The sequence below is a fragment of the Paenibacillus qinlingensis genome, from assembly GCF_013204845.1.
Classification (GTDB): domain Bacteria; phylum Bacillota; class Bacilli; order Paenibacillales; family NBRC-103111; genus Paenibacillus_E; species Paenibacillus_E qinlingensis.
The window spans coordinates 229,682-242,015 of sequence record NZ_JABMKY010000003.1; the positions used below are offsets into that span (position 1 = coordinate 229,682).

General features: G+C 45.5%; 12 protein-coding genes. 7 read left to right on the forward strand and 5 right to left on the reverse strand.

What is annotated here, in order from left to right:
* Positions 1–9: 9 nt before the first annotated feature.
* Positions 10–1,152: a Gfo/Idh/MocA family protein gene (locus tag HQN88_RS07685; RefSeq protein ID WP_173109760.1), complete on the reverse strand. Its 1,143-nt coding sequence runs from the start codon at positions 1,150–1,152 to the stop codon at positions 10–12.
* Positions 1,153–1,637: 485 nt separating this feature from the next.
* Positions 1,638–1,829 (reverse strand): hypothetical protein, encoded by a 192-nt coding sequence (locus HQN88_RS07690; RefSeq protein WP_173109762.1) that lies wholly within the window; start codon positions 1,827–1,829, stop codon positions 1,638–1,640.
* Between the two features lie 100 nt (positions 1,830–1,929).
* Between HQN88_RS07690 and HQN88_RS07695 the strand changes: the two genes are divergently transcribed.
* The gene (locus tag HQN88_RS07695; protein ID WP_173109764.1) at positions 1,930–2,070 is read left to right on the forward strand and encodes a hypothetical protein; all 141 of its coding nucleotides are present in this window, start codon (positions 1,930–1,932) and stop codon (positions 2,068–2,070) included.
* A gap of 398 nt (positions 2,071–2,468) precedes the next feature.
* On the opposite strand, the gene HQN88_RS07700 is transcribed toward HQN88_RS07695, so the two are convergent.
* Complete coding sequence (locus HQN88_RS07700; protein WP_173109766.1) at positions 2,469–3,329, reverse strand: cupin domain-containing protein; 861 nt, start codon at positions 3,327–3,329, stop codon at positions 2,469–2,471.
* Between the two features lie 119 nt (positions 3,330–3,448).
* On the opposite strand from HQN88_RS07700, the gene HQN88_RS07705 reads away from it, so the two are divergent.
* Entirely contained in the window at positions 3,449–4,642 is a 1,194-nt protein-coding gene (locus tag HQN88_RS07705) for a Gfo/Idh/MocA family protein (RefSeq protein ID WP_173109768.1), read from the forward strand.
* Positions 4,643–4,655: 13 nt separating this feature from the next.
* The gene (locus tag HQN88_RS07710; protein WP_246320115.1) at positions 4,656–5,483 is read left to right on the forward strand and encodes a sugar phosphate isomerase/epimerase family protein; all 828 of its coding nucleotides are present in this window, start codon (positions 4,656–4,658) and stop codon (positions 5,481–5,483) included.
* 6 nt (positions 5,484–5,489) lie between these two features.
* On the opposite strand, the gene HQN88_RS07715 is transcribed toward HQN88_RS07710, so the two are convergent.
* Together HQN88_RS07715 and HQN88_RS07720 are read right to left on the reverse strand one after the other, a co-directional pair.
* A complete protein-coding gene (locus HQN88_RS07715) occupies positions 5,490–6,416 on the reverse strand; it encodes an AraC family transcriptional regulator (protein ID WP_173109772.1) in 927 nt (308 codons plus the stop codon).
* 19 nt (positions 6,417–6,435) lie between these two features.
* Positions 6,436–7,188 (reverse strand): helix-turn-helix transcriptional regulator, encoded by a 753-nt coding sequence (locus HQN88_RS07720; RefSeq protein WP_173109774.1) that lies wholly within the window; start codon positions 7,186–7,188, stop codon positions 6,436–6,438.
* A gap of 169 nt (positions 7,189–7,357) precedes the next feature.
* On the opposite strand from HQN88_RS07720, the gene HQN88_RS07725 reads away from it, so the two are divergent.
* The 4 genes from HQN88_RS07725 (at position 7,358) to HQN88_RS07740 (ending at position 12,333) form a co-directional block, all read left to right on the forward strand.
* Positions 7,358–8,278, forward strand: a complete 921-nt coding sequence (locus tag HQN88_RS07725) for a nucleoside hydrolase (protein ID WP_173109776.1) — start codon at positions 7,358–7,360, stop codon at positions 8,276–8,278.
* A gap of 127 nt (positions 8,279–8,405) precedes the next feature.
* Complete coding sequence (gene rbsK, locus HQN88_RS07730; protein ID WP_173109778.1) at positions 8,406–9,305, forward strand: ribokinase; 900 nt, start codon at positions 8,406–8,408, stop codon at positions 9,303–9,305.
* 192 nt (positions 9,306–9,497) lie between these two features.
* Positions 9,498–10,850, forward strand: a complete 1,353-nt coding sequence (locus tag HQN88_RS07735) for a hypothetical protein (protein ID WP_173109781.1) — start codon at positions 9,498–9,500, stop codon at positions 10,848–10,850.
* 466 nt (positions 10,851–11,316) lie between these two features.
* On the forward strand, positions 11,317–12,333 hold the full coding sequence (locus HQN88_RS07740) for an NAD-dependent epimerase/dehydratase family protein (RefSeq protein WP_173109783.1): 1,017 nt from the start codon (positions 11,317–11,319) through the stop codon (positions 12,331–12,333).
* Position 12,334: the final 1 nt, after the last annotated feature.

Here is a 12,334-nt window from a genome sequence, read left to right on the forward strand (position 1 = left end):
ATGAAGGGACTATTCAAAGCTAGGTATGACGACGGCTTTACCATCTTGCATCGCGGATTCGTGCGCGCAGATGCCTGCTGCAGTCCAATTCGCTGCAGTTACCGCATCAATGTAGGGCTTACGCTCTTCTACGATACTGCGCAGAAATTCATGGACTAAGTGAGGATGCGAGCCATGATGACCATTGCCTTGCAGCACGGATTGATGCGGATTGTTCTCATCAAGCACGGCTTGGTGCGTAATATGGTAAGCAAGCTCTTCAGGAAGCAAGTCTGGCCGTGATGGTGCTTTGATCTTGGTCACGTCGGATTTGCGGCCACGTTCGCCCTGCAGCTCGGCTGTTTTAAACAGGGAAAGCGGTTCATCCTCCATATGCCATTCCAGCGTGGCTTCTTCGCCATAAATGTTGAAGCTTTCCATATAAGGACGCGTTGTTTGGAAAAGTGTACGTGTAACTTCTGCGCTTACTGGCGATTCCTCCAATTGGAAAATGGCCGTTTCAATCGGATACGGATTGCCGTATTGCTTGACAAGCTCGTCTTCCATGACGCCTGAGCCGATACAATTTACTTTCGTTGCACGTTTCCCTAGTAAAGCAAGTAGTGGGGAAATAGCATGTGTAGCATAATGCATTGGTGGAAGGCCTTTCCAGTAAGGAGGCCAATTGACCATGTCTTGATAATGCGCGCCACGAAGGAACTGAACGCGACCGAATTCACCTTTGCGGTACATCTCTTGTGCATACAAGAATTGGTACGTGTACACAGCCGTTTCCATCATCATATAATTACGATTGCTTTCTTTCTCTGCTGCAACGATTGCGTGCAAGTCTTCTAGACTAGTCGCCATTGGAACTGTACATGCGCAGTGCTTGCCAGAGCGAAGTACCTCTACGGATTGCTTGCCGTGTAACGGAATCGGAGAAACGAGATGAACCGCATCATAGTCATCCGAATGGAGGATGTCTTCTAAACTCGTGTGACGTCGTTCGAAGCCATATTTATCACCGTATTGATGCAATAGTTCTTCATCCGTATCACAAATACCAACATATTCGACATCCGGATGCGCATGATAAATGGGGGCAAAAGCACCTCCAAATCGAAGTCCTACTAAAGCAATTCGTACCTTTTTGTTAGTTGTGGTGCTCATTCTAGTCGCTTCCCTTCCTTGTCAAATGCGTAGTCTACATCTTTAATAGTAGACGTATCGGGTGCTGATGTGAATGAAGCAATCGATAGAAAAGTTGTACAATGTTCAGGTTTTAAGGGAATTGCACTGGAGAAGGTGAAAAAGGGGCTTCAGCGAGACAAGCCGCTTAGCTCCTTGGTTTGTGAAACATGTGTGAGTGTAGTGCAGATGCTGAAAAGGCTGGGAGATGCGATTAACTGGAAAATGTACAGCTATTTTCACGATTTACGGCTGACATTCACAATTAGATGGAAAAAAGGTAGTTATTTTTCGTGTATCTACTAGTTTCACTGAAAATCGGTTCATTTAACTACATATTTTCCATCTATTCCAGTTTATCGGGGAATTATGCTGGATTTAACTGTAGGATTTCCATCTAATTGGCTGTTCGACCAACCCGCCCCTGCCTTCGACTCAGCTTAACCTCAACCATTCGCTGACCCAACCTAATCCAACCCCGAACCCGAACCCGAACCCGAACCCGAACCCGAACCCGAACCCGAACCCGAACCCGAACCCGAACCCGAACTCAAACCCAAACCCAACCCGAACCCGAACTCAACCCCAACCCCAACCCCAACCCCAACCCCAACCCCAACCCCAACCCCAACCCCAACCCCAACCCGAACCCAACCCAAACCCGAACCACTTAGTCAAGATAGCCCCTCTGCCAAGATACTAGTCGTACCCACTGCATGAATGTATAGTGAGGAAATTGAGAACGAAGTGGACGTCCCGATGAATTTTGTGAGCCCGATTGTAAGAAATGTGGGGTATCGCGAAGAAGTAGAAGTAGAAGTAGAAGTAGAAGTAGAAGTAGAAGTAGAAGTAGAAGTAGAAGTAGTAATAGAAGTAGGATGTGGATCTGAATGTGAATGAGGAGTAATATTGCTTAGGAGTGAAGGCGGCGAATGTAGTGCAGATGGAGCATGGGTGTTGATCTTCTGATAATTTTTGCACCCCCAAATCATTTAAATCTTCTCCCCCTGTCAAAATTGCAAAAGAGCACTTTTCGAATGGTTTTCCGCACCGTTACCCCCAAATTGATGCAAATAGGCATCAATTTGAGGTGATTTCAGAAGATTTTCATGAAATACCTTAAAATTGTTGCCTTTTTGCACGCATTTGTTAATTTCAGCCATAAATTCGTATAAAGGTTGTATTTTTGCATTTTTGAGAAGGGGGGATGGGAATAACCCCAACCCAACCCCAAGGTTTGTTTGTAATATAAAATTTACACGTCGAACGAATCTATCTCTACGTCTTTTCTCAAATCTCTAACACCGGCATGCTTCCCCTAGAGCTTGCTTGCTTCGCATAATGTTTCGGCAGGACACCGACTTTTTTCTTGAACATCCGAAGAAATCCCGTGTAATCGTTAAAGCCTGAGCCCAAACAACTTCCGTCACGGTGGCCCCGTCTTTGAGCAGTCTTTTGGCAAGCGCAATGCGTTTGAACACGATATATTCATGTATGGTGCTGCCGGTATGCTTTTTGAACAGACGACTGAGGTGGTATCTGCTAATATAGAATTGTTTTTCTAACTGTTCTAAGGACAAATCCTCTGCCAGATGCTGATTCAAATAAGCAAGAATAGGCGTCAAGCGAAGGGGTAAGTCGATTCCAAGCGCCTTCTCTTTGTTGGTCTCATAAAACCGATGCACATGCGAAAGGATGGCTAACAGATATCCTAGCTTCATAAGAGCATCTCCTTCAAAGGGATGCTTTTTGGCATGGTTATATTTCTGGAAAAGGTCAACCAAAGTCGTGTGTTCCAGTTCGGTAAGTGTGATTTTATTATTTTCACCAAGAGGCCGGTCATAGAAGCATTGCAAAGGTTGAAAGAATTCTGTTTGGAAATGTGCGAGCAAAGCGGGATTGAATTCGATCGTGACACGTTCGTACATGGCATCGGTCGTTAAAGCTGGCTTGTGAATTTCGTGCTCGTTCGTAATGATGAGATCACCATATTGCAAGGGATACACCGTTTTCTCTACAAAGTAATTCACATCACCGCGGATAAGGAAGAAGATTTCGCACCCTTTGTGCAAGTGGAAATGAACATTAAAAGGCGGTTTTCTAGTTGCATGCAGGAAATTGATATGATCATCGATTTGTGTCAAATAGTCTGAAATCATCTGTTTTCCTTCTTTCACTGAGCAAGATTATCCATATCTGCGGCAATTTCTTCAAGGAAGTAGTAATTAGAATGATATAGGATGGGAGTGAGATATTCAATATGTGGGAGGGAATAGGCATGAGTAATACTAGTATTAATTTTGGACTTGTTGGCATTGGCAACATTGGTCGCGCGCATCTGAAATATTTGAATGAGATGGATAATGTGGCTTTAATTGCTGTCTGTGATGTGGATCAAGAGAAGGCTGATCAGTTTGCCAGCACATATGGAGCACAAGCCTACTATAGTGCTAGTGACATGTTAGCGAATGCGGGTATCGACGTCGTGATTATCGCGGTTCCGCATTATGATCATCCGACAATCGCCATTGAAGCTTTCGAACGTGGCATTCATGTCATGTGTGAGAAGCCAATCGCGGTGCATGTTAATGATGCGAATCGCATGATTGATGCCTATGAAGCAGCAAAACAGACGTATCCGAACCTCCAGTTCGCGATCATGTTCCAAGAGAGAACACTCCCGTTCTATGCGAAGCTGAAGGAAATTGTGGCAAGCGGCGAACTTGGGCAGTTGACGCGTGCGACATGGATCCATACGAAGTGGTTCCGCTCCCAAACGTATTACAATAGCGGCGGTTGGCGCGCGACTTGGGCGGGTGAAGGCGGCGGGATCCTGACAAATCAGTGTCCACACACGCTGGACATGTATCAGTGGTTGTTTGGCTTGCCAGCACTCATCTCTGGTCACGCGCATATTGGAAAGTACCACGATATTGAAGTTGAGGATGAGGTAACAGCTTATTTGGAACATGCTAACGGGATGATTGGCCATCTGATTGTAACAACGGCAGAGTTGCCTGGGACGAATCGTTTGGAAATCGTCGGAGATCACGGCAAGCTGCTTCTCGAAAATGGCAAACTGCTCTACTACAAATACCCGGAATCCATGCTTACTTTTACTAGAGAGACGGAGCAGCAATTTGCCTCATGGGAGCTTGAACCGGAGGAAGTTCCTGTAGATACGACAGTTCCGAATGGACATGCGGTTGTAACGAGACGCTTGGTGGATCGATTGATCGGCTTAGATGTGGACTTGATTGCAGAGGGTCCTGAAGGGTTAGGTGCGCTGACTTTAGCGAATGGGATCATGCTTTCCTCTTTCGAGAAGCGTCCGGTCACAGTTCCGATTGATGGTGATGCATTTTTAAGACATTTGGAAGAGAAAATTCGAACGTCCAGTTTTATTAAAAAAGTAAATGAAGGACCTGAGACGCTCGTTGATATGTCAGCATCCTTCGGGACTGCGAAATAAGGGAGGAATCGTTTTGTCTACAGTAAAAATAACTTGTTTCGCTGATGAAATCTCACATGATTTGGAAGAACAGCTGGATGTTCTTGCGCAAGAAGGGCTTGCCCATTTGGAACTTCGCAATGTATGGGGAAAAAATGTGCTCGATTTAACCGAGGATGAGTTGTTGTCAATTCGTACTATACTGGATCAGCGAGGCTTCACAGTCTCTTCGATTGCTTCGCCAATCGGTAAATATCCTGTAGTGGACGATTTTGCACCTCAAATAGCGGCTATGCAGCGTGCCATTCATGCCGCAAAAACGGTAGGTACACCGTACATTCGAATCTTCTCCTATCATCCACCAGAGAATGGCGATCTAGATGCGTGCAGGGAAGAAGTATTGCTCAGAATGAAACAGCTAACACAGCTTGCTGAACAGAATCAGGTCATTCTTATTTTAGAAAACGATAATAATCTGTATGGCTCGAAGGATGACCGTGTGTTGGATATTTTACAACATTGTAACTCAATCGCGCTTCGCTCAGCGTTTGATCCTGGTAATTTCGTTATGAATAACGTCAAACCGATGGAAGAAGCTTATCCGAAGCTGCATGCATATACCGATTACATTCATGTCAAAGATGCAACGCGCGAGCCCAAACAATTCGTTCCTGCAGGCGCAGGGGAAGGTCAAATAGCTGACCTGTTGCTCCAATTACGTGAGCGCGGTTATACAGGGTATCTCTCGGTTGAGCCGCATTTGCAACATTATTTGCCATATGCCAGTAATCCCAAGCGCGTGGTATCAGCGGTTCGTGCTTTGAAGGATTTGCTTGCCCGTGCTGAGATGGCTTGGGAGTAAGATTGCTTACTCTTCAAGATGTTCATACGTAACCTGTAATCGGTCTCTACGATAGCGTTTAGGAGAGACACCTTTAATACGCTTGAATTGTTTAATGAAATAGCTGGTGTGATTAAAGCCAGTTTCCAAAGTGATTTGTGTGATACTTTTCGTCGGGTCGAGCAGTAATTGCTCGGCTCTTCGTATTTTGATAAACAGGACATATTGGGTGAATGAGGTATGCATGACACCTTTGAAAAAGCTCGCGAATCGACTATAGCTCATTAAGCATAGCTTGGCTGCTTCTTCTGCGGTAATCGTTAGTGTGCTATCTTCATTGATGGAGACTAGGAGTTGGCGGAATGCGGCCATCTTCTTCGTGTCTTCACCGGCGTCATCTGTAAAAGTATGGGATAGATGCGTTCGCTGATAGCGCAGCAACCATAGAATTAACTTAAATATCGAGGATGATACAGCAAGCTCGAAACCGAAAGTTTTCGAATGGTACTCCGCGTACATCTCCTCAATAAGCGTGTGGAGGTTATACGTGTCCTGAACCCCTGGTGTCAACCAAGTCGTCATACCATGAAGCGGAGTCGTATAAGGCAAATAATACTGGAGCTCAAAGGCTAGCTGCGGCATGGGGCTTAACATGTCAGGATCGAAACCAATGACATAATGCTTGGAGGGTTGAAGAGGTTCAACCGTGACACTATGTACTTCACAGGGATGAATGAGTATGAACGCACCTTGTTCGGCTTCAAAGCTATGATTTCCTACTGTAATCGTGGCTTTTCCAGATGCGATAAAAAGGATTTCCATATGATAATGCCAATGCGAAGCAATCTGGTAGCCCTCATGATGCGTGGTTTGGCACCCCACATAGAAGGGTCTATCGATATCGGTTAAACCACTTTGGTTTTTATTTTGCTCAAAATAAGGCTGTTGTGACATAAGGGTTTATGCATCTCCTTCATGTTAATTGTTGCAGGCGATATCGGCGAGGAGAGAGTCCTGTCTCTTTTTTGAAAAGGGAGCAGAACTGCGTATCATTGGAGAAACCACTCTCATTAGAAACGGCGGAGATGGAGAGACACGTTTGCTTCAACAGTCGTTTGGCCAGTTCGAAGCGCTTGGACATCACGTATTGCATAGGTGAAAGACCATATTCTTCTTTGAACAGATGCCGGAATCGATCATAGCTGTAGCCAACCAAATCTGCTAGTAGGTCAACGCTAATTTTCTGACTGACATTCTCATCAATGTAATTTTTGGCATAAATGACTTTATCTACAGATGGCTCAGAGGTCGTGAATTCATCATAACGAAGGAGTTCAATAATCAATTCGCCAACAAGGTGATTCAACTTAGCCGTATAGAAAGAGCGTTTATTCTGCATCTCGATGATCATTCTTTGCAGCAAAGCAAGAATTGCTCCTTCGGATTGGTCGATATATAAGCCTTCCCGAAGGGGATATTTGCCTAACTCCGCTTGAAATCCAACAAATAGAACTTCGCTGTCAGTCGCATGTTTCTCATCATGCAGGGTACGAGGCTTAATTAACGTGAAAGTGTCATTGTGAAAAAGGTGAGTGTACTCTCCTACTCGAGTTGAGCCACTTCCTTGCATATAATAAACCAATTCATAGCACTCGTGTCTATGAGGATAGATCATCGAATTCTGAGACCTTGTTGTTCGGAAAAGAAAATCCAAATGTCCATTCATTGCAGTTCGTCCTTCCACTTGCAATTTCATATAGATAGCCGAATCGTATAAAAAATAAGCCGATCTATGATAAAAATATAGCATGAAATTAGGTAGAATATCACTATATTCTCATTTGTAGAGTAAATAGGTAAGCCAATTCATGATATAAAATATGAGGAGTTGTCCCATGCAATATCCAATAATTACGGAAACGCAACGAATGGAACGCTTGAGTTCAAGAACTGGCAAGTTAAGAATGGTATTGGATACGGATACCTTTAATGAAATTGATGATCAGTTCGCTGTCGTGTATGCTTTGCAATCCCCAGAAAGACTTCAAGTAGAAGCTTTCTATGCAGCACCTTTCTTTAACGATCTATCGACTGGGCCGAAGGATGGCATGGAGAAGAGCTATCATGAACTGCACAAAATTCTAAATCTGATGGGTCGCACCGACATTCCTATTTACAAAGGGTCTGAGTCGTATTTGCCAGGTCCAGATACGCCGGTGGAGAGCGATGCAGCACGTAATTTGGTGGAACGCGCAAAGGCTTCCTCTCCGGAGGATCCCTTATATGTTGTAGCCATTGGTGCCATCACGAACGTAGCCTCCGCGATTCTTATGGAACCATCCATTATCGAGAATATCGTAGTTGTATGGCTAGGGGGGCATGCGCTCCACTGGCAGAATACGCGGGAATTTAATTTGGAGCAGGATATTCCTGCGGTTCGCATTATTTTGAATAGCGGTGTGCCACTCGTGTTAATTCCATGTATGGGCGTTGCCTCGCATTTAAAAACAACGCTATCCGAGATGAAGGATTATGTGAAAGAATCAGGTGTGATTGGTGAGTATCTGTACGAGACGTTCCGACAAGTTCATCCAGATCATTTCGCTTACTCACGCGTAATTTGGGATATTTCAACGATTGCCTATCTTGTGAATGAATCAACCACTCCAAGTGTACTTCTATCAAGTCCGATTGTATCCGATGAGGCAAGATGGAGCCAAGATCAGTCACGACATCTCATTCGATATGTTCATTATATTGATCGTGATGGAGTATTTCGAGATTTTTTCCAAAAGCTGCGCAGCAGTTCAACCTAGTTTTTGATAGAACCGTTTGTGTATGATACTCGGCAAAAAAGGAATTCCTACCCAATGGAGCGAACCTTTAGTGACAACGCGTAATTACAAATTCCGGGATTCTATCCCATGAAAGGGTCTAACTTACATGAAGACAGTACGTATTGCTGTTGTGGGCAGCCTGAATATGGATTTAGTCGTGTCCATGAGCCGAATGCCTAAGATTGGCGAAACCTTGCAAGGAGATGAGCTGCATACAATTCCTGGTGGTAAGGGTGCTAATCAAGCTGTGGGTTGTGCGAAGCTCGGAGCTCAAGTTTCCATGATCGGCGCGGTGGGCCAAGATGGCTTCGGGGATGTGCTCCTAGCTCAAATGACCGCTCACGGTATTCACACAGAGGCCATCGTTCGCAGAGAGGATTGTTCCACGGGAACGGCAACCATTTTACATACCAAGGATGACAATTGTATCGTCATTGTGTCGGGAGCGAACGGCAAAGTGACACCCGAGCAAGTGCATGAGCATGCGCAGCTCATTCAAGAAGCAGATGCTGTGCTGGTGCAACTCGAGATTCCGCTGCCTGCCGTGCAGGCGGCGCTTGAGATTGCACGTGAAGCTGGCGTTCGCACCGTACTTAATCCGGCACCAGCAATCGAGCTTCCTACCGAGTTGTTGCAGCTAGTTGACTTCATTACACCGAATGAAACGGAGTTTGAGCTGATCAGCGGGGGTAGTTACACGAACGAGCATGAGTTGTTGGCTGGCATGCAGCAATGGGAAACTGCGGGACCTCGGTTGTTGCTCACACGAGGAGAGAAGGGCGTAGCTATGTTGGCAGAGGGCAAGCTGACCACAATTCCAGCACCTCGTGTCCAAGTTGTGGATACGACGGGTGCAGGGGATGCATGTAATGCAGCTTTCACAGTCGCTCTGGCTCAAGGCAAAGAGGTGCTGGAAGCAGCAACGATTGCTGTTAAGGCGGCTTCGTTGTCGGTGACGCGCTTTGGTGCACAGGCGGGGATGCCGCTGCTCGCGGAATTAAGCTAGTCGCTATATAAGAAGCTCGGCCGGTTTTTTAACGGCCGGGCTTTATGTATTAGTCCGATATGGCCGAACTAAATAGAGGCTTTCTCTTCTAAAGTGTCATTATTCCGATTTAAAGACAGAATAACGATTTGTCTTTTATTCATAAACAGCGGTATACTTGATCATATTGATGATGCAAAGGAGCCGTCACACATGGATATTCCGAATCGAATTGCTATTGGGATATTAGGGCCAGAGGCTCTGGTGAATAAAGTATTGAGTGTGATATCGACGTCATTCCCATCCTTTGAACCTATCGCACGTGCATGTTCGGCAGAAACGGCGTCTGATATTGCGGAGCAACTGCTTTTGGAGGTTGAAGTACTGTTAGTTACAGGCCCGACACTCTATCGACGAGTCAAAGAGAACGTTCTTACACATTTGCCAGTGCATATGATCCCGTTGACGGACACCGGGCTATTTAGTGCGTTATATCGACTGCGCAGTAAGCCGCAGCTTCATGCGGTGGACGCGATTTTTAGTATTGATTCTTTTACATCCTCTTCGTTAAGCAGGCATGTCAAAGAGATTGGTGAAACTCCGTCGAGCTTCCTGATCTATGATGGCGTGCCATATCCGCAAGTGGAGACGATGACGCAGTTCCATGAGAATGCCTTCCGCAGGGGAGCAACGAAAGCAGCGCTGACCACGGATATTCAAGTCGCTGATACGCTTAATAAGCAGGGGATTCCGTGCGAGTGGATTACTCCGACCGATCAGAACATTACGGTAGCCTTGGAGCGTGCCCTTCTTTCAACGGAAACACGGCGTAGTAAAGAAGCGCAGATCCTAGTTGGTATGATCAATGTAGATGAATTCGGCAAAAAACTGCAACTGCAAAGTACAGAGCATGATATTCAACGATTCAAGCTGGAAGTGCACAGAAAACTGATCGACTATGTAGAGTCGTTAGATGGATATTTAACACATCTGGGTGCGGATGAGTATTTGTTTTTCACGACACGGGGGATTTTCGAACGCGAGACGGTTGGTTATAAATCGGTTCCACTAGCACGCGAGGTGTGGAAATCACTGGGTCTCTCTCTCAGTATGGGGATCGGCTTCGGTCGCAGCGCGAATGAAGCGGGTACGCATGCTCGCCTTGCGCTGCGCAGATGCAAAGAAGCCGGAGGCAATACGTGCTTCATTGTGCGGGAAGACAAGACGTTAATTGGCCCTCTAGAGATGGCCGACCCACTCAGCAGGGACTTGTCGATGACGGATCCTGAGCTGCTGAAGAGTGCAGAAGATGCTGGGATGACATCGACGTATTTGAGTCGTCTAATGACGACTGTGGCGCGGACGAGCAAGCTGGATTACGAAGTGCACGAATTAGCGAGTATCCTTGGCGTAACTGTCAGGAGTACGCACAGGCTCTTGCTGCAATGGATGGATCACAACTTGATTTCGAGTGTGGGCTATGTGAAGGTGCCGAAAGGAAGACCGAAACAAACGTTCCGACTTCACTTTCTAGAGAATTTGGCAGCTGATCCGAGCAGAGTTTAAGTTCTTGAAGAGAAACCGTTCCATGAATGGCTTCAGCCACGTGGAGTGGTTTCTTTTTTTTAGCGAATAGATGGATTTTCTCCAGCTATATAATGGGATTTCCCGATAAAACTAAGGATAGCTGGAAACCATACAGTTCATTTTGTGGATTCTTGCCGATTAGAACAAAAGGAGCAGTTTTAACTGTGTTTTTTACAGTTAAATCCAATTTAAAAGGGGATTACGTATATTTAGCTGTAAATTTTACAGGTAATGGTATCAATTCGTAGCTATTGGTGAACTACCACCACATCGACCCATGATCCGAACGCTAGAGCATCCGCATTCTCGGATGTTAATTCATATATTGAAGAAAGAAGTTATGTTTATTTAAAGACAATATAAAGATTTGTCTTTTATGTTTGAGAGTCCGTATACTACAGTCAGGAAGCTTAAATATAGATCATGACGTGAGGAGATTACGAGAATGAGAACATTAGAAGATTTGGATGGAGTCATGTCAACACCTTCACCTGCCCTAATCCAGTTTATGCAGGAATTAGAGGGAGATATTATGCTGCTTGGTGTCGGTGGGAAAATGGGACCGAGTCTAGCTAGGCTTGCGATGAATGCCATTCGGGCAGCAGGTGTTGATAAAAAGGTATATGGGGTTTCGAGATTCTCCGAAAGTGGGTTGCAGGAAGAGCTACAATCCTTCGGTGTGGAAACGATTGCCTGCGACCTGTTAAATGATGAAGCACTTCAGGCATTGCCAGATGTTCCTAATGTGATCTACATGGCTGGTACCAAGTTTGGGACTACAGGTAAGGAGCATTTCACATGGGTGATGAATGCATACCTGCCAGGTCGAGTAGCTGAGAAGTTTAGCAAGTCCCGTATCGTTGTATTCTCTACCGGCAATGTATATCCGTTCACACCAGTAACGTATGGCGGTGCTCATGAAGCGATTAGTCCAGCTCCAATCGGCGAATACGGTCAGTCATGTCTAGGCCGCGAGCGGATGTTCGAGCATTATAGTCACAAGAACGGAACACCGGTTTTGATCTATCGTTTGAATTATGCCATTGATTTGCGTTATGGCGTTCTGCTGGAGATTGCGAAGTCCTTGAAGGAAGGCCGCGCTATCGATCTATCCATGGGGCATTTCAATTGCATTTGGCAAGGAGATGCGAATGAAATTGCGATTCGCTCCCTGTTGGCCACACAAAGTCCAGCTAATTTCTTGAATGTAACGGGTCCAGAGACCGTTTCCGTGAAATATGCAGCAGAGCAACTGGGTCAAAGACTGGGAATTGAGCCTATCTTCAAAGGTCAAGAGTCGGAAACAGCATTGCTCAGTAACGCAGCGAAGAGCATGCAACTATTTGGATACCCGCGGGTATCATTGCTCCAGATGTTTGATTGGGTAGCAGAGTGGATCGAGCATGGGGGCAGTATGATTAATAAACCTACTCATTTTCAAGAGCGAGAGGGGAAATTTTAAT